The 17617-nt window shown below is 75.2% G+C and carries 15 protein-coding genes; 4 read left to right on the top strand and 11 right to left on the bottom strand.

The window, feature by feature from the left end:
* The first annotated feature begins 22 nt into the window (after positions 1 to 22).
* Complete coding sequence (locus QP090_RS05200; RefSeq protein ID WP_285937307.1) at positions 23 to 1723, top strand: BCCT family transporter; 1701 nt, start codon at positions 23 to 25, stop codon at positions 1721 to 1723.
* 17 nt (positions 1724 to 1740) lie between these two features.
* Here QP090_RS05200 and QP090_RS05195 read toward each other — a convergent pair whose 3' ends face one another.
* Entirely contained in the window at positions 1741 to 2325 is a 585-nt protein-coding gene (locus tag QP090_RS05195; protein WP_285937305.1) for a TetR/AcrR family transcriptional regulator, read from the bottom strand.
* A gap of 71 nt (positions 2326 to 2396) precedes the next feature.
* Here QP090_RS05195 and QP090_RS05190 point away from each other — a divergent pair, with 71 nt between their 5' ends.
* The gene (locus QP090_RS05190; RefSeq protein WP_285937304.1) at positions 2397 to 3776 is read left to right on the top strand and encodes an amidase; all 1380 of its coding nucleotides are present in this window, start codon (positions 2397 to 2399) and stop codon (positions 3774 to 3776) included.
* A 54-nt stretch (positions 3777 to 3830) separates the two neighbouring features.
* Here QP090_RS05190 and QP090_RS05185 read toward each other — a convergent pair whose 3' ends face one another.
* The 5 genes from QP090_RS05185 to QP090_RS05165 all read right to left on the bottom strand — a co-directional run bounded on the left by QP090_RS05185 (position 3831) and on the right by QP090_RS05165 (position 9111).
* Positions 3831 to 4592 (bottom strand): glucose 1-dehydrogenase, encoded by a 762-nt coding sequence (locus QP090_RS05185; protein ID WP_285937302.1) that lies wholly within the window; start codon positions 4590 to 4592, stop codon positions 3831 to 3833.
* Positions 4579 to 6702 carry an acetate--CoA ligase family protein gene (locus QP090_RS05180; RefSeq protein ID WP_285937301.1) on the bottom strand — a complete coding sequence of 708 codons (2124 nt, stop codon included), beginning with the start codon at positions 6700 to 6702 and terminating at the stop codon, positions 4579 to 4581. Before QP090_RS05180 ends, QP090_RS05185 begins: the two co-directional genes overlap by 14 nt.
* A gap of 25 nt (positions 6703 to 6727) precedes the next feature.
* Positions 6728 to 8299, bottom strand: a complete 1572-nt coding sequence (locus tag QP090_RS05175; protein WP_285937300.1) for a class I adenylate-forming enzyme family protein — start codon at positions 8297 to 8299, stop codon at positions 6728 to 6730.
* A 72-nt stretch (positions 8300 to 8371) separates the two neighbouring features.
* Complete coding sequence (locus tag QP090_RS05170; protein WP_285937299.1) at positions 8372 to 8713, bottom strand: VOC family protein; 342 nt, start codon at positions 8711 to 8713, stop codon at positions 8372 to 8374.
* A complete protein-coding gene (locus QP090_RS05165) occupies positions 8710 to 9111 on the bottom strand; it encodes a Zn-ribbon domain-containing OB-fold protein (protein ID WP_285937298.1) in 402 nt (133 codons plus the stop codon). The genes QP090_RS05170 and QP090_RS05165 overlap by 4 nt, the downstream gene beginning before the upstream one ends.
* Before the next feature lie 91 nt (positions 9112 to 9202).
* Between QP090_RS05165 and QP090_RS05160 the strand changes: the two genes are divergently transcribed.
* Together QP090_RS05160 and QP090_RS05155 are read left to right on the top strand one after the other, a co-directional pair.
* On the top strand, positions 9203 to 10240 hold the full coding sequence (locus QP090_RS05160) for an LLM class flavin-dependent oxidoreductase (protein WP_285937297.1): 1038 nt from the start codon (positions 9203 to 9205) through the stop codon (positions 10238 to 10240).
* Positions 10240 to 10719 (top strand): GNAT family N-acetyltransferase, encoded by a 480-nt coding sequence (locus QP090_RS05155; RefSeq protein ID WP_285937296.1) that lies wholly within the window; start codon positions 10240 to 10242, stop codon positions 10717 to 10719. The genes QP090_RS05160 and QP090_RS05155 overlap by 1 nt, the downstream gene beginning before the upstream one ends.
* On the opposite strand, the gene QP090_RS05150 is transcribed toward QP090_RS05155, so the two are convergent.
* From QP090_RS05150 to QP090_RS05130, 5 genes are read right to left on the bottom strand one after another with little or no spacing between them, the layout of a single operon-like run.
* Positions 10700 to 12574, bottom strand: a complete 1875-nt coding sequence (locus QP090_RS05150) for an FAD/NAD(P)-binding protein (RefSeq protein ID WP_285937295.1) — start codon at positions 12572 to 12574, stop codon at positions 10700 to 10702. The two genes, QP090_RS05155 and QP090_RS05150, sit on opposite strands and share 20 nt — an antisense overlap.
* Positions 12571 to 14190, bottom strand: a complete 1620-nt coding sequence (locus tag QP090_RS05145) for a dipeptide ABC transporter ATP-binding protein (RefSeq protein ID WP_285937294.1) — start codon at positions 14188 to 14190, stop codon at positions 12571 to 12573. The genes QP090_RS05150 and QP090_RS05145 overlap by 4 nt, the downstream gene beginning before the upstream one ends.
* The gene (locus QP090_RS05140) at positions 14187 to 15026 is read right to left on the bottom strand and encodes an ABC transporter permease (protein ID WP_285937293.1); all 840 of its coding nucleotides are present in this window, start codon (positions 15024 to 15026) and stop codon (positions 14187 to 14189) included. The genes QP090_RS05145 and QP090_RS05140 overlap by 4 nt, the downstream gene beginning before the upstream one ends.
* Positions 15023 to 15943: an ABC transporter permease gene (locus QP090_RS05135; protein ID WP_285937292.1), complete on the bottom strand. Its 921-nt coding sequence runs from the start codon at positions 15941 to 15943 to the stop codon at positions 15023 to 15025. Before QP090_RS05135 ends, QP090_RS05140 begins: the two co-directional genes overlap by 4 nt.
* Positions 15940 to 17574: an ABC transporter substrate-binding protein gene (locus tag QP090_RS05130; protein WP_285937291.1), complete on the bottom strand. Its 1635-nt coding sequence runs from the start codon at positions 17572 to 17574 to the stop codon at positions 15940 to 15942. Before QP090_RS05130 ends, QP090_RS05135 begins: the two co-directional genes overlap by 4 nt.
* Positions 17575 to 17617 lie beyond the last annotated feature (43 nt).

The following is a 17617-nucleotide window of genomic DNA, read 5'->3' as shown; positions in this document are numbered from 1 at the left end:
GGATCGGGGTAGGTCGTGGACCATGGCGGACGAACACGCACGGCCGGACGCGCCCGACCGACCCCCGGGCGGGCTGGAGGCAGCCGCGCCGCCGCCCCGTACCGACTTCGTCGTGTTCGGCGTCACGGCCGTGCTGATCCTGGCGTTCATCGTATGGGGCGGCGTCGCCACCGACTCGCTCGAGGACGTGTCCACCTCCATGCTGCGCGGCACCATGCACAACGCCGGGTGGGCGTTCGTGCTGGCCGCGTCCGGCTTCGTGGTCTTCGCGCTGTGGTTGGCCTTCAGCCGCTACGGGCGGATCACCCTCGGGACCGAGGGTGAGGAGCCGGAGTTCCGCACCGTCTCCTGGGTCGCGATGATGTTCAGCGCCGGGATGGGCATCGGGCTGATGTTCTACGGGGTGAACGAGCCGCTCGCCCACTTCGCCGACCCGCCGCCTGGCACCCACCCGGCCACCGCGCCGGCGCAGGAACGGGTCGGCACCGCGATGGCGACCACGCTCTTCCACTGGACGCTGCACCCGTGGTCGATCTACGCGGTGGTCGGCCTCGCCATCGCCTACAGCTGCTTCCGGCGCGGCCGGCGGCAGACGATCAGCGCGGTGTTCACCCCGCTCATCGGCGAGCGACACGCGCGCGGCGCGGTCGGGAAGGTCATCGACATCCTGGCCATCTTCGCCACCCTGTTCGGCTCGGCCGCCTCGCTCGGCCTCGGCGCGCTCCAGATCGGCAGCGGCGTCGAGGAGGTCGGCTGGCTGTCGGGGGTCAGCACCGGCCTGCTGGTGACGGTCATCGCGGTGCTGACGGCCGCCTTCGTCGCCTCGGCCGTCTCGGGCATCGACCGTGGCATCCAGTGGCTGTCCAACATCAACATGGTGCTGGCCCTGTTACTGCTGCTGTTCGTCTTCGTGCTCGGCCCGACCGTCCAGATCCTGGACCTGCTGCCCACCTCCATTGGCTCCTTCATCGGTGAGCTGCCTCAGATGGTCGCGCGCACCGAGGCCACCGCGGGCGCCAACATCGACGCCTGGCTGGCGCAGTGGACCGTCTTCTACTGGGCCTGGTGGATCTCCTGGAGCCCCTTCGTCGGGATGTTCATCGCCCGGATCAGCCGTGGCCGGACCATCCGGCAGTTCGTCGGCGGCGTGATCCTGGTGCCGAGCGCCGTCAGCCTGGTCTGGTTCGCGGTCTTCGGCGGCACCGCGACGAGCCTGGAGGCCGGCGGCGCCGGCCTCACCAAGGAGGCGACCCCGGAGGGCCAACTGTTCGCCGTCCTGAACGAGTATCCGCTGGCGGGCGTCGCCACCCTCCTGGTGATGCTCCTGGTCGGCATCTTCTTCGTGTCCGGCGCCGACGCCGCCTCGATCGTGATGGGCACCCTGTCACAGCACGGCACCCTGGAGCCGCGCCGCGGCGTGGTGGTCGTCTGGGGCGTCCTGACCGGCGCGGTCGGGGCCATCATGCTGCTGATCGGCGGCGGCGGTGACAGCGCGCTCACCGGTCTCCAGAACCTCACCATCCTGGTCGCCGTCCCGTTCATGCTGGTGATGCTGGGCATGTGCGTGGCCCTGATGCGCGACCTGCGCCGCGATCCGCTGATCCTGCGCGGCGAGCGCGGCGTGGAGGCCGTGGAGACCGCGGTCAAGACCGGGCACGAACTCTACGACGGCGACTTCGAGCTTGGCGTCGTCCGCGGCGGGGGCGACCGGCCGACCTCTTGAGGGGGCGTTCGGCCCCTTTACGCCGCCGTCGGGCCGGGAGCCGGTCGGGGGAGGGCGCCGCGGAGGAGGAGGCGGACGGCGTCGGCGGTGCCGGCGGCGGAGGTGTCGCCGGTGGCGAGGCGGCGGACGGCCAGGCCGTAGAGCATCGCGACGACGGCGGGGGCGTTGGTCTCGGGGTCGGGGATGCCGAGCGCGGTGAGGACGGCGGTCGCGAGGCGGTCGTAGGCGTCGACCGACTGGACGGAGGTGGCGCGGACCTCGGGGTCGCGGGCGGCGTGCAGGTGCAGTTCGAGGTTGGCGATCTGCTCGGGGCCGTGCGCGAAGCGGGCGATGGCCTTCTCGACCTCGTCGGCCAGCCGGTCGGGGTCGAGGTCGGCGCTGCGGAGCTCGGTGACGTGCGCGGTGACGCGGGCGATCTCGGCGTCGACGAAGTTCTGGAGGGCCTCGCGGAGCAGGGCGCTCTGGCTCGGGAAGTGGTAGGTGAGCGAGCCGAGCGAGACGCCGGCCGCGCGGGCGACGGCGCGGTTGGTCACGGCGCCGATGCCCTGCTCGCCGATCAGGCGGAGGGCGGCGTGCAGGATCCGGTCGCGTGCTGGGTTCATCGTGCTCCAGTGTTCCCTATTCCGGCCGGTTGCTCTATCGTTCGTTCGAACGAACGATAGGGGTGGTCCGAGTGGATCTGGGGCTCGCGGAGCAGGCCGGGCTGCTGGCGCGGGGGGAGGTGTCGTCCAGGGAGCTGGTCGAGGGGTCGCTGGCGCGGATCGCGGAGGGCGCCTCGCTCGGGGCCTTCCGGGTGGTGCGGGCGGAGGCGGCGCTGGCCGAGGCCGTCCAAGCCGACAAGCGGCTGGCCGAGGACGAGCGGCTGCCGCTGCTGGGCGTGCCGGTGGCGATCAAGGACGACACCGACCTGGCCGGGGAGACGACGCCGTTCGCGGTGGCCGGCGAGCACCGTCCGGTGGCGCGGGACGCCGAGCTGGTGCGCCGGCTGCGGGCGGCCGGGGCGGTCATCGTGGGGAAGACGACCACCTGCGAGCTGGGGCTGTGGCCGTTCAGCGAGTCGCCGGAGTACGGGTGGGCGCGCAATCCGTGGAATCCCGCGTACACGCCGGGCGGGTCGTCGGGCGGGTCGGCGGCGGCGGTCGCGGCGGGCATGGTCGCGGCGGCGGTCGGGTCGGACGGGGCGGGCTCGGTGCGCATCCCGGCGGCGTGGACGGGCCTGGTCGGGATCAAGCCGCAGCGGGGACGGGTCTCGGGGTTCCCGCAGCGCGACCCGTTCAACGGGATCACGGTGTGGGGGCCGCTGGCGCGGAACGTCGGGGACGCCGCGCTGCTCCTGGACGTGCTGACCGGGAGCCATCCCGAGGACGCCTACCGGCTCGATCCGCCCGTCACGCCGTTCGCGGAGGCGGCGCGGCGGGAGCCGGGGCGGCTGCGGATCGCGGTGTCGTTCACGACCGCCTTCGGGGTGAGCGGGAGGCTCGATCCGCAGATCCGGACGGCGGTCGAGCGGCTGGCGCGGCGGCTGACGTCGCTGGGGCACAAGGTGTTCCCGGCGGATCCGGACTACGGGCTGGTCGCGCTCGGGCTCGTCCCGCGCGGCACGGCGGGCGTGGCCGACTGGTTGGACTCGCTGCCGAGCCCCCGTCCGGAGCGGCGCACCGAGGTGGAGGCGCGGATCGGGCGGCTGGTCGGCAAGCGGCTGCTGCCGCTGGCCAGGCGGATGGATCCGGGGCTGCGGAAGCGGGTCGGACGGATCTTCCAGATCGCCGACGTGGTGCTGACGCCCACCACGGCGCAGTTGCCCTTGAAGGTCGGCGCGTTCGAGGGGGCCGGTTACCAGCGGACGCAGTCGGGCGTGGCCGCGGCCTGCCCCTACGCGTGGACGTGGAACGTCCTCGGGTGGCCGGGGGTGAACGTGCCCGCCGGGTTCAGCCGGTCCGGGCTGCCGATCGGCGCGCAGCTGCTCGGGCACGACTCGGACGAGGCCACGCTGATCTCCCTGGCCGCGCAGCTCGAGGCGGTCGAGGGGTGGGCCGCGCTGCGGCCCGGCTGACCGGCGGGCCGCCGGCGCGGGGGTCCATCCGGCGCCGGCGGCCCGCCCTCCGCGTCAGTAGCCCGAGCCGGTGACCAGGCCGCCGTCGACCAGCACCTCGCTGCCCGTGCAGTAGCTGGAGTCGTCGGAGGCCAGGTAGACGACCAGGCCGGTGACCTCGCGGGTGCTGCCGAGGCGGCGCAGCGGGAGGCCCTCGATGAGGGCGTCGGCGCGGTCGGCGGTCGCCTGGACGACGTCGTCCTGCATCGACATCGAGGTGATGATGCCGCCCGGGTGGATGGAGTTGACCCGGATGGCGTGCTGCCCGAGCTCGCGCGCGGCGGCCTTGGTCAGCCCGCGCACCCCGAACTTGCTGGCGCTGTAGGCGGCCAGGCCGGCGGCGCCGATGAACCCCTCGGTGGAGGAGACGTTGACGATCGAGCCGCCGCCCGCCTCGCGCAGCGCCGCAGTCACCGACTTGATCCCGAGCCACTGGCCGAGCAGGTTGACGTCCAGGACCTGCCGGAACTCGGCGACCGGCATCTCCTCGATCGTCTTGTGCCGCATGATCCCGGCGTTGTTGACCAGCACGTGCAGCGCGCCGAACGCCTCCACGGCGGTGCCGACCGCCGTCTCCCAGTCGGCCGGCTCGGTGATGTCCATCCGCACGTAGCGGACGGCGTCGCCGAGCTCGGCGGCGAGCTTGCCGCCCTCCTCCTCCAGGACGTCGCCGAAGACGACGCTGGCGCCCTCGGCCACGAAGCGCCGCACATGGGCCTTGCCCATGCCGCGCGCACCTCCGGTGATCAGTGCGACCTTGCCGTCAAGCTGTCCCATGAACGCTCCTCGACGCGTGGTTCTTCACGGCTGCCACCGCCACGGCGGCGGCCTCCATGGTGCGGTACACCGGGATCCGGGCTTCCCGCGCGATCTCCCGTACGGCGTCCTCCACTCCGGGCGGGGCGCACTCGGCGTTCCGGAGCACCAGGGTGATCCGGGTGCCGGGCAGCTCCGCCTGGAGCGCGCCGACGCCGCGGGTGTAGGCCAGCAGCGGGTCGGCGCTGGTCCCGAAGGTGAAGAAGCTCTGCGCGTTGACGTGCGCGATGACGTCGGCGAACCGGCGTTCGGCCAGGATCGCGGTCACGGCCCGCCCGACCAGGCCGGGGTCGGCGCGCGGGCCGACCGGGACCTCCAGCGGGTTGGCGAGCGAGCTGCCCGCGCCGAGGCCGAGCGCGCGCAGCGCGTCGCGGGCCGGGTCCGGCAGTGCGGCCAGGTCGAGCCCGGCGCCGTCGAAGACGTCGGCGGCCAGGACGCTGGCGCCGCCGCTCGGCCCGATCACCAGGATCTCGGGGCTGCCGGGCGCGGCGCGGGCGCCGTGCAGGTCGAACGCGTCGAGCACGCCGATCAGGTCGTCCTGGCCGGTGACCAGGGTGATCCCGGCCTGCGCGGCGAGCGCCGACCAGATCCGGGCGTCGCCGACCATGCCGCCGGTGTGCGAGGCGGCGGCGGCGCGGCCCTGGCCGCTGCGCCCGCCGATGAGCGCGACGACCGGTTTGGCCACGCCGCGCAGCGCCTCGAACAGGCCGCGCCCGTCGCGCGGGTCCTCCAGGTAGAGGCCGATGGCACTGGTCGTGTCGTCGGCAGCGAGGTGGCCGAGCAGGTCGGCGGGGGTGACGTCGGCGCTGTTGCCGACGGTGGCGACCTTGGCGAAGGCCAGGCCGCGCCGCTCGCCGACCTTGACGACCTCGCCGGCCAGGCCGCCGCTCTGCGAGACCACCGAGATCCCGCCGGGCCGCCCGGGGGTGCCGCCGAGGAAGGTCTGGCCGCCGGCGGGGGCGTAGACGCCCATGCAGTTGGGGCCGAGCAGCCGCACGCCGGCCTCGCGCGCGGCGGCGAGCAGCTCGTCCTCCAGCTCGGGACGGCCCATCTCGCGGAACCCGCCGCTCATCACCTGGACGAACGGGATCCCGGCCGCCTCCCGCACCACCTCCGGGCAGCGGGCGGCGGGGACGGCGACGAGTGCGTAGTCGACGTCCGGGCCCGCCTCGGCGAGCGAGGGCGCGCAGGGCACGCCGTCGATCTCGCTCGCGGTGGGGTGGACGGCGACCAGGCGGCCCTTGAATCCGGCGGCCTGGTAGAAGCCGAGGAACATGTTCCCGAAGTTGGGCTTCTTGGTGGACGCCCCGACGACCGCGATGCCGCGCGGCGCGAACAGCCGCGCGAAGTCGCCCGCCGCGGGCGGGCCCGCGGGCGGCGCGGGGGCGGGCGCGACGGCGGTCGGGTCCACCGGGACGGAGGTGATGAGGCGGGCGTCGACGGCCACCGCGCCGTCCGGGCCGCAGATCACCGGGTTGAGCTCGAACTCGGTGAGCCGGTCGCCGAGCGTCTCGGCGACTCCGCCCGCGCCGCCGACCGCGAGCAGCACCTCGACCAGGGCCTCGATGTCGACCGCGGGCCGGCCCCGGAGGCCGTCCAGCAGGGCCCGGCCGCGCAGCTCCTCCAGCATGGCGCGGGCGTCGGACTCGGTGACCGGGCACAGCCGCAGCGCCGTGTCGCGCAGCACCTCGGTCCACACCCCGCCGAGCCCGGCGAGCAGCACCGGGCCGAACGCGGGGTCGCGGACGGCGCCCACGATGACCTCGACGCCCGCCGCCGACTGCTCCTCGACCAGGAAGCCCGCGGGCTCGATCCCGGCCGCGGTGAGGGCGTCCAGCATCTCGGCCGCCGCGCCGGCGGCGGCGCGGGCCGAGCCGAGCCCGAGCCGGACGGCCCCGGCGTCGCTCTTGTGCAGCAGCCCCGGGCCGTACGCCTTCACCACGAGCGGCGGGGCCAGGTCCTGCGCGGCGGCTTCGAGCGCCTCCGGGGCGGGGGCGGTCGCGCCTCGCGGCACGCCGACCCCGAACCCGGAGATCCACGCTTTGACGACATGCTCAGGGAGGGGGCTCATCGACGTCCTCGGAAGAAGGGGCAGGTCACACGCGGTCGGCGTAGGCGTCGCGGATGCCGCGGCGCAGCAGCTTGCCGGGGCCGCCGGACGCGTCCTGGGTGTGCGGCAGCTCATCGGTCACCACGACCACGTCCGGGACCTGGTGCGCGGGGAGCCGTTCGGCGAGGGCCGCCCTGACGGCCTCCCCGTCGAGGGAGGCGCCGGCGCGCGCCACCACCGCCGCGAGGATCCTCTGCTCGACCGCGTCCTTGCCCTCGGGGTGCGCGGGGACCCCGACCACCCCGGCCTCCGCGACGCCCTCGACCCCGGTCACGGCCTCCTCGATCTGCACCGGCTGCGACCACTGCCCGCCCTTGAGGATGGAGTCCTCGCGGCGGCCGAGCACGTACACGAACCCGGCCTCGTCCATGCGGCCGAGGTCGCCGCCCACGTACCAGCCGTCGCGCAGCACCTCGGCGGTCTTGTCCGGCTGCTTGTCGTAGCCGGCCATCACGCTCGGCCCGTTGAGGTTGATCTCGCCGACCTCGCCGACGACGCGGACGCCGTTCGGGTCGGTGATCCGCACCGCGCACGACATCCGTGCCTGGCCGACCGACGCGATGTCCTGGCTGCCGTCGTCCTGCCGGCCGAAGCAGGTGTAGGGCGCCTCGGTCTGCCCGTAGTAGCTGTAGATCGCCGCGCCCGGGATCCGCTGCATGATCCGCTCGCGCAGCCCGGGGAGCAGCGGCTCGCCGCCGAGGACGATCGCCTTGAGCGACGACAGGTCGGCGTCCCGGTGCTCGTCGGAGCCGAGCAGGGCGGCGAAGAAGCTCGGGATCAGGCTGACGTGGGTGACCCGCTCCCTCGGCACGACCTTGAGGAAGTTGGCCGGCCCCCAGTCCTGCTCCAGGACGAGCGTCATCCCGGCGTAGAACGAGGGGCCGACCAGGGCGGGGAAGCCGATGCCCCAGATGATCGCGCCGGTGCCCATCACCGACGCGCGGTCCCGGTCCACGTCCAGCCACATCTGCGCCAGCGAGAGCGAACCGAAGTGGGTGTGCATGACCGCCTTCGGCAGCCCGGTCGTGCCCGAGGTGTAGAAGAGCGCGAGCAGGTCATCGCCGAACCCGCCGAGCGGCGGCTCGGCCTCGCTCGCGCCCTCGGCGAGCGCGTCGACGTCGACGGTGTCGCCGGAGCCGCCGCCGACCCGCAGCCACAGCTTCACGTTCGGCAGCTCGGGCCGGATCGCCTCGACCAGCGCCGCGACCGTCTCGTCGTAGACGAACGCGGTGCACTCGGAGTGCTCGACGACCTGCCGCAGCGTGTCGGCCGGCCAGTAGGGGTTGAGCGCGGCGACGGTCGAGCCGATCTTCATCTGCGCGAGGTAGACCTCGGCGACGTGCAGCGTCTCGTTCATCAGCGAGGCCACCCGGTCGCCCGGCGCGACCCCGGCCGCGAGCAGTGCGTGCGCGACCCGGTTGACCTTCCGGTTGAGCTGGTCGTAGGTGAAGCTCTGGTCGCCGCAGTAGGTCAGCGCCACCTTGTCTGGCGTGCGCAGCGCGTTCGCGGTGAGGATCGCGTAGGCGTAGTTGCTGAACGGGCTGTTCTCTCGCGCCACGGCTCGGCTCCTTCTGCTCCGACGGGGGTGGGGGTTGGGGTGGGGGGCGTGGTGCGGGCAGGGGGTGGGGGGCTACCGGCTCGCGTAGAGCACGAACGGGTTGCCGGCGGGGTCGCGGAGCACGGCGCGGATCTCGTGCGGGCCCTCCTCGGGGCCGCGGATCAGCCGCGCGCCGGCCGCGGTGAGCGTCGCGGTCATCGCGGCGACGTCGTCGACCTTGAACGAGATGGCGGGCTCGCCGCCGGTCACGTCCTCCTCGGGCCCGGCGATCGCGAACGTGGTGCCGCCGCCGTCGAGCGCCGCGAACCGGCCGCCGTCCTGGAACTTCAGCGGCAGCCCGAGCGCGTCACGGTAGAAGCGGACGGCCTGCTCCACGTCCTTGGCCGGGTAGAGGACGTTGCCGATTCGGGTCATGGTGCGGGCCTCCAGTGCGGCATCGGGCCGAAGCCCTCGGTGTCGGTGATGTGGAGCTCCACCGGCATCCCGATCCGGACGTCGCCGGGCGGGCAGCCGATCACGTCGCCGAAGACGCGCGCGCCCTCCGGCAGGTCCACCCAGGCGATGACGTAGGGCGGCGTGAAGCCGGGGAGGAACGTCCGGTGGACGACGCTGAAGGTGTGCACGACGCCGCGCGGGCCGACCGTCTCGTACCGCAGGTCCGTGCCGCCGCAGAACGGGCAGACCGGTTCGGGGACGTGCACGAACCGGGCGCATCCGGTGCAGCGTTGCAGTGCCATCTCGCCGCGCGCGCAGGCGTCCCAGTAGGGCGCGGTCAGCGGGCTCGGCGTCGGGGCGGGGCGCGGGTGGTCCATCGCGAGCCAACCTAGCGCACGCTTGGTTGACGGACAAGAGGTCCAGATCCGGCCAAGGTGCGACATAGGACCATCTGGTTAGGCTGGTCGGGTGAGCGATCACCTGCATGTCGCCCTGGCGCTGGACGGCTGCGGATGGCACCCCGCCGCCTGGCGCGACCCGGCCGCCGCCCCGCCCGGACCGTTCGCCCCCTCCCACTGGACCGCGCTCGCCGCCGAGGCCGAACGCGGCCTGGCCGACTTCCTGACCCTTGAGGACGCCCTCGTCCTGCAACCCGGCACGGACGGGAACGGCCCGGTGCGGGGCCGTCCCGACATGGCGCTGGTGGCCGCGCGCCTGCTGGCGGCGACGTCCCGGATCGGGATCGTCCCGACCGTGACCACCCTGTACACCGAGCCGGCCCGGATCGCCTCCGCGCTCGGCACCCTCGACCGGCTCGGCCGGGGCCGCACCGGATGGCGCGTCCAGGCCGGACGGCGCGCCGAGGCGCCCGGCTTCGGCGCCGAGCCCGCGCGGGCGCTGCGGCCCGGCGAGCTGGACGGCACCGCGGGCCTCGGCCCGCTGCTGGAACAGGCCGCCGGCGCCGCCCGCGAGGTCCGCCGCCTCTGGCGCGAGCGCCCGCCGGTGTCACCGCAGGGTCAGCCGCCGGTCATCGCGCTCGCGCACGCGCCGCTCCCGTACCGGTTCGCCGCGCGCGGCGCCGACCTCGTCATGGTCACCCCGCACGACCGGGAGCAGGCGCGCAGCATCGTCGGGCAGGTCCGCGCGGCCGAGGCCGCCGAGGGCCGGACCGGCGCCCCCCTGCGCGTCTACGGCGACCTGGTCGTGTTCCTCGACGCCGCCCGCAAGGCCCGCCTGGACGCTCTGCTCGGCGCGCCGTGCCCGTCCGACGCGGCGGTCTTCACCGGCACGCCCGGAGAACTCGCCGACCTGATGCTCGACTGGCGGGACGCCGGGCTGGACGGGTTCCGGCTGCGTCCCGGCGCCCTCCCGGACGACCTGACGGCGATCACCGGCCACGTCCTGCCCGAGCTGCGCCGCCGCGGGGCGTTCCGGACCGCCTACGGGGCGGCGACCCTGCGCGGGCGCCTCGGGCTCGCGCGCCCGGCCGGCCGGGCGGCGGCCTGATGGGCGCGGTCGTGCGGGCCGTGGCCTGGGACCATCCGGCCGCCGCCCGGCTCCGGGCCCGGCTGATCACCGAGCTGAGGGAGCGCTACGCCGACCGGCTCCCGTCCGTCCCGGGCCGTCCGCTGGACCCCGACCCGGCGGACGGCGACGTCGCCTACACCGGGGTCGCGTTCACCCCGGGCGGCCTCCCCGTCGGGCACCTCGCGCTGCGTTGGACCGGCCCCGACCTGGAGCTCAAGCGGATGTACGTGGACCCCGGGCACCGCGGCCACGGCGTGTCGTCGGCCCTGCTGGCGGCGGCGGACGAGGCGGCCCGCGACCTCGGCGCGGCGCGGATCGTCCTCCAGACGGGCGACCGGCAGCCGGAGGCCGTGCGGCTCTACGAGCGGGCGGGCTACACCCCGATCCCCGTCTTCCCGCCCTACGACCGGCTGAGCTACTCGGCGTGCTTCGAGAAGGTCATCGGCGCAGGCCGGTGAGGATCGTCCGGGCCAGCGCATCGGCGGTGCGGAAGGACGAGCCGTTCGCGCGCGGCCGGTTGAACCCCGCCATCAGCAGGCCCTGGCCCACCCGCGCGCCCAGCGCGTACCGGCGCGGATGGGCCCGCCCGCGCGCGTCCACCAGCCGGTGGCCCCGCACCGCGAGCCGGCCCAGCGGGTAAGGCGTCCCGTCCGCGCCGACGAGGGTCTCGGCGGTGGCCTCGCCCCGCTCGTACAGCCCGCGCAGCAGCGGGTCGCGGACGCGCGCGAGGCTCGCCGACGGCTGCCGGGAATCGATCAGCACCCGCGCGCGCACGGGCTCGGGCACATGGGTGCCGGACGCGGCGAACACGCCGTCGCGCGCCTCCACCCTCAGCCCAGGCCCCATGAACCGGACGATCCCGGCGCGCGACAGCGCCTCCAGCTCCCGCAGCCGCCGCGGCGGCGGGCCGCTGGTGCAGTAGCTGAACACGCTCTGGAACCACTCGAACAGCTCCTCAGCGTGCGAGCGCGCCGACAGCAGGCCGCGGTCGATCAGCCCGAGGATCACCCCGAACACCGTCAGCAGCCCGTCGAGCAGGGCGAGGTCGGCGCTGTGGGACGGGTCGGAGTGCCTGGCCGCGTTGCCCGCGATATAGCCGCGCAGCCACCGTCGCAGCTCCTCGGGCGCGCCCCCGGCAGCGCCCCCGGACGCGCCGAACCGCAGGCCGGACGCGGGGTCGAGCAGCGCCCGGACGTCCAGCCGGTCGCCCTCGCCGGGGACCGAGGCGGCCACCAGCGCCGCCCGTTCCGGGCCGTCCCAGACGAGTCCGTCGTAGGCGGCCAGGAACGAGGCCCAGCTCCGCGACGTCCGCTCGGGGTGCGCGGTGAACAGCCGGTGGTAGTAGAAGTGCCCCAGCTCCTTGGCGGCCAGGGGCCACAGGTCCCGTTCGAGGTCGAGCGGTCCGGACCGCGCGTAGAGGGCCTCGGCCGTCCCGGGCGTCAGGTAGCGGGGCGCGGGGCGCGGCACGCCGTCCCGCGCATAGGTGATCTTGGACAGGTACGGGACGCCGCGCCGCGACCCCGGGTACATGACCGGCTCGCGGCCGGACGGCCGGTAGGTGAGCGCGCCGCCCGGACCGGGCTCGAACCGGCCGCCGCGCCCCTCGGCCAGCAGCGCCATGTCGTCGACGAACGTCAGGCCCATGCCGCGCATGACGACCGGCTCGCCCGCCGGCACCGCGTCCAGGTCCGCGTCGGCCGCGTAGTGCGGCGGCACGTACATCAGCCCGTGCTCGCCCGCGTACGCGGCGAGCCCGCGCTGCGCGGGGTCGGGCTCGGTGTGCAGCGACCCCTGGACGAGCAGCACCGCGTCCGCCGCCAGAACCGCCCCCGCCCCCGCGCCCCTGCCGGCCAGCCGGACGAACTGCCGGTCGCCGGACTCGGTGAGGTCGACGGCGGTCGCCCGGTGCACCCGCACCCGGACGTTCGCCGGGGCGGTCTCGGCGACCTGCTCGAAGCACCATCCCAGGTAGGCGTTCTGCTCCCGCCGGGACGGGAAGTGCGCCGGGTCCATCGGCCGGCCCCGGGCCGCCCCCCACTCCACGATGGACGGCCCGGGCCGCACCGGCCCCTCCATCCGGACGGTGTCGTCGGTGAACATGGTGATCTCGCGGGCCTGGGAGTTCATCCACAGCAGCCGGGACTGCTCCCGCCGCCACACCCGGCCGCCGCCCGGCGGGTACGGGTCGACCAGGTGCAGCTCCAGCGGACGGTCGCCGACCAGGTCCGGCGCGTTGGCGGCCAGCCGCCCGGCCATCACGGTGCCGCCGGGCCCGGCGCCGACCACCACGATCCGCAGCGGTTCCACGGTCACGCCACCGGCTCGCCAGCGTCCGCCCCGTCCAGCCGGGGGATAGCCGCGACCAGCTCGCGGGTGTAGGCGGTGGCCGGCCTGGTCAGGACGCGTCCCACCGGGCCCGCCTCCACCACCCGTCCGCCGCGCATCACCAGCACCCGGTCGCTCAGGTGGTGGACCACTCCCAGGTGGTGCGAGACGAACAGGTACGCCACCCCGAGACGGGCCTGGAGGTCGGCGAGCAGGTCCAGCACCTGCGCCTGCACCGACACGTCCAGCGCCGAGACCGGCTCGTCGCAGACCAGCACCCGCGGGGACGGCGCGAGCGCGCGGGCGATCGCCAGCCGCTGCCGCTGCCCGCCGGACAGCTCCCTGGGCCGCCGGTCCAGCAGCGCCGGGGAGAGCCTCACCTGATCGAGCAGCGTCGCCCGCGACGGCCCGCCGTCGCGCAGCGCCTCGTTGAGCAGCCGCCGCACCGTCAGCCGGGGGTCGAACGAGCTGAGCGGATCCTGGTGCACGAGCTGGATCTCCCGCCGCCGGGGCCGCCGACCGCTTTCGGAGAGCGCGCTCCACGGCGCCCCGTCCAGCCGGACCTCGCCGCCGTCCGGCGGCACCAGGCCGAGGACGAGCCGCGCCACGGTGGTCTTGCCCGATCCCGACTCCCCGACAATCCCGAGCGTCTCGCCCGCGTGCAGCCGGAAGGACACCTCGTCCACCGCCCGGCGGTCGCCGAACGCCTTGACCAGCCCGTCCGCCTCGACCACCACCTTCCGCGCGGCCTCCCGGCCCGGCGCAGGACCGGGGGCGGACGCGGCGGCGGGGCCGGGCTCGGCGGTCACGGTGAGGCGGGAGCCGCGGGTGCGCTCGGACGGGATCGCCGCCAGCAGCGTCCGCGTGTACGGGTGCCGCGGCGCGCGCAGCACTTCCCGGACCGGTCCCTCCTCGACGAACGCGCCGTCCTTCATGACGTGCACCCGGTCGGCGAGCCGCGCCACCACCGCGAGGTCGTGGCTGATCAGCAGCAGCGCGGTGCCCGCCCGCTTGCGCTCGGCGAGCAGGTCCAGGATCTGCGCCTGGACGGTCACGTCCAGCGCGGTGGTGGGCTCGTCGGCGATGAGCAGCGCCGGGTCCGCGGCGATCGCCGAGGCGATCAGCGCGCGCTGCCGCAGCCCGCCCGAGAGCTGGTGCGGGCGCTGCCGCGCGCGCAGCCCGGGTTCGGGGACGCCGACGGTCGCCAGCAGCTCGATCGTGCGCTCGCGCACCCGCCCGCGCGGCGCGGCGCGGTGCCGCCGCAGCGTCTCGGCGATCTCGGCGCCGACGGGCCGCAGCGGGTCCAGGGAGACCAGCGCGTCCTGGAGCACCAGCCCGACCACGCCGCCGCGGATCGACCGCCACCGCCGCTCGGGCAGCCGCCGCACGTCCGTCCCGCCGACGACCAGCCGCTCGGCCCGCACGTCGGCCCCGGGCCCGGCCAGCCCGACCAGGCTCCGCGCGGTCACGCTCTTGCCCGACCCCGACTCGCCGACGAACGCCACGCACTCGCCCGGCTCGATCCGGAACGACACCTCCCGCACGGCCCGCTCGGCGCCGAAGCCGATCCGCAGGCCGCGCGCCTCCACCAGGGGCCCGGTCATGGCACCCGCCTCCCTTCCACCCGGCGCTGGAGATGCCGGCCCACGACGGTGATCGCCAGCACGCTGCCGGTGATGGCGACGCCGGGGAAGACCGCCGTCCACCACGCGACCGCGTAGTAGCCGCGGCTGTCGGCGAGCATCGCGCCCCACTCCGGCGCGGGCGGGCGCGGCCCGAGGCCGAGGAAGCTCAGCGTCGAACCGGCCCCGATCGCCGACCCGACCCCCAGCGTGGCCAGCACCAGCACCGGGCCCAGCGCGTTCGGCAGCACGTGCCGCCACACGATGGCCGCCGGGCGCACCCCCAGCGTCACCGCGCCCTCCACGTATCCCGAGCGGCTGATCTGGAGGATCTGCGCGCGGACGATGCGGGCGTACACCGGCATGGTCAGCACCGCGACGGCGAGGACCACGTTGAGCGTGCCGGGCCCGGCGACGGCGATCACCAGCAGCGCCAGCAGCAGGCCGGGGATCGCCATGAACACGTCCAGCCCCCGGGTGACGACCTGGTCGGCGACCCGTCCGCCGCGCGCCGCCAGCAGCCCGAGCGCGGTGCCGCCGAGCAGCGCGAGCCCGGACGCGCCGAGGCCGCTGAGCAGCGACGGCCGGGCCCCGTGCACCATCCGGCTGAGCACGTCGCGGCCGTTCTGGTCGGTGCCGAGCGGGTGGTGCGCGCCCGGCGGCAGCAGCGTGCGCAGCGGATCGGCCTCGGTCGGCGAGTGCGGGGCGAGCAGACTGGGCACGAGCGCGACCAGGACCAGCGCGGCCAGCACGGCCGCGCCGAGCCACAGGCCCGCCCGCACCCGCGGGCGCCGGGACGGGGGAGGAAGGGCGGTCATGCGGCGGCCTCCGTCCGGAGCCGGGGATCGATCAGGCGGTACAGGACGTCCACGGCCAGCGAGCACGTCACGTACACCAGGGCCGCGACGAGCACGACGCCCATCACCACCGGCATGTCCTTGTTGGTCACGGCGGTGAGCGTCAGCCGCCCGATCCCGGGCCGGGAGAAGACCTGCTCCACCACGACGGCGCCGCCGAGCGTGGTGCCGATCAGCCAGCCGGTGAGCGTCACCGCCGGCAGCAGCGCGTGCCGGAGCGCGTGCCGGAGCCGCACCGCGCCGTCGCCGAGCCCGCGCGCCCGCGCGGTCACCACGAACGGCTCGTCCAGCGCGTCCTCCAGTCCCTTGCGCAGCACCTGCGCGAGCATCCCGGCCGGGGTCACCGCGAGCGCGACCGCGGGCAGCGCCAGCCCGCCCGCCGCCGGGAACAGCCGCAGCGTGAACGAGAAGACGATCAGCAGCAGGGTGCCGAACCAGAACTGCGGCACCGACAGGGCGACGGTCTCGGTCGCCGCGAACCCGCCGCGCAGCCAGGGGGCGCGGTGCGCGGTGAGCAGGGCGACCACGACCGCGACCACCACCGCGAGGGCCAGCGCGCAGGAGGTCAGCGCCAGCGTGGCCGGGAGCTGGTCGCCGATCGCCTCGCTCACCGGGACGCGGAGCTGGTAGGAGCGCCCGAGGTCGCCGTGCAGCACGTGCCACAGGTAGGTGGCGTACTGCTCGGGGACGGAGCGGTCCAGCCCGTAGTCGGCGATGATCTGCCGCCGCACCTCGGGGGTCGCCTGGGACGAGGTGCCGAGGATGAGGTCGAGGGTGCCGCCGTCCATGAGCTGGAGCGCGGCGAACCCGACCGTCACCGCACCCCACAGCACCACCACCGCGAGCCCGAGCCGCGCCCCCGCGGCCCGCGCCCTCATGACCGGATCCACGCGTCGTAGAAGAGCGGGAACCCCTGCGGCTCCCACTGGACGCCCTGCACGCTGCGCTGCACCCCGAGCACGTAGTTGAACACGTAGACGGGGAACACCGCGGCGTCGTCGGTCACCTTCCGCTGCACCTGGGCGTAGAGCGCGGCGCGCTCGGCCGGGTCCGGCTCGGCCAGGGCGCCCTCGAGCCACCGGTCGGTGTCGGGGGTGGAGTAGCGCGGGTAGTTCATCCCGTACGCGCCGGGGGACGCGATGGTGGCGGTGCTGAACAGCGACCGCAGGATATCGGCGTCGGCGCGCTGCCAGCTCGTGTCGCCCATGTCGTACTCGCCCTTGTTGTAATGCTGGATCGCCTCGCCCACGGGGGTGTTGTCGATGTCCAGGCGGAACCCGGCGCGGCGGGCCGCCGCCTGCACCTGGGCGCCGAGGACGTCGCGCTGCTCCCGCGCGACGGCCTTGATGAAGTTCCAGCGCAGCGCGAGCGTCCGCCCGTCCTTGGTCCGGTAGCCCTGCGCGTCGCGTCCGGTGTAGCCCGCCTCGTCCAGCAGCCGGGCCGCCTCGGCCGGGTCGTACCGCGGCCGGACCGACCCGTCGAAGCCCGCCGTGCTGGGCGACAGCGGGCTCGCGGCGGGCTGGAAGACCCCGAAGTACAGCCGCTCCACGATCGTCGGGAAGTCGATGCCGGCGCGGAACGCCCGCCGCACCCGCACGTCCGAGAACGGGCCGCGGGAGGTGTTGGGGTAGTAGGCGTAGTTGCCGCCGGGCGACTGCCGCGCCAGCACCGCCAGCCGGGGGTCGGCCCGGACGCGCCGCACCGTCACCGGCGGCACGCTCGCGATGGCGTCGAACTGGCCGCTCTGGAGGCCGCCGAGGCGCACCGAGTCCTCGGGGATCACCCGGATCCGCAGCCGGGACAGCCGGGCCGGGCCCTGGTGCGCGGCGGTCGGCGGCGCCCACCGGTAGCCGGGGTTGCGGCGGTAGTCCACACCCTGCTGGACGACGTAGGGCCGCATGGTGAACGGGCCGGTGCCGACGACCCTGGTGCACAGCCCGTCCTGGCCCCGCGCGATCGAGGCGGGCGACTCGATGCCGAGGTAGGCGGTCGACAGGGCCGACAGCAGCGGCGCGTACGGCTCGCGCAGCCGCACCTGGACGGTGTCGGCGTCGACCGCGGTCGACCCGGCGTACGGCCCGAGGAACCCGATCGCGAGCTGCGACTTGGTCGCGGGCGCGGCCACGTGGTCGAGGTTGGCGCGCACGGCGGCGGCGTCGAACCTGGTCCCGTCGGAGAAGCGCACATCGCCGCGCAGCTCGAAGGTGTAGGTCCGCTGGTCGGCCGAGACCCGCCAGGACCGGGCCAGCCACGGGTGGATCGCGCCGCGCGCGTCCATCGACACCAGCGAGTCCAGCACCGGGCGGGTGAACAGCGCGGCGGTGTCGGTGGAGGCCTGGTGCGGGTCCAGGCAGGTCGACGGCTCGGCGTTGACCGCGAAGGTCAGCGTGCCGGGACCGCCGGACCGCGGCCCGGCGAAGGCGTCCACGCCGCAGCCGGTCGCGGCGAGCGCCAGGCCGAGGCCCACGCCGACGCCCGCGGCGAGCGGGACGGGGGGTCGCCTGCCCATGGGTGATCGGGCCTCCCAGGTCGCGTCGTGGCGGTGCCGACGA

It is taken from the genome of Actinomadura xylanilytica, from assembly GCF_030283145.1.
Lineage (GTDB): Bacteria > Actinomycetota > Actinomycetes > Streptosporangiales > Streptosporangiaceae > Spirillospora > Spirillospora xylanilytica.
This window is presented reverse-complemented; position numbering and strand designations above follow the sequence as displayed.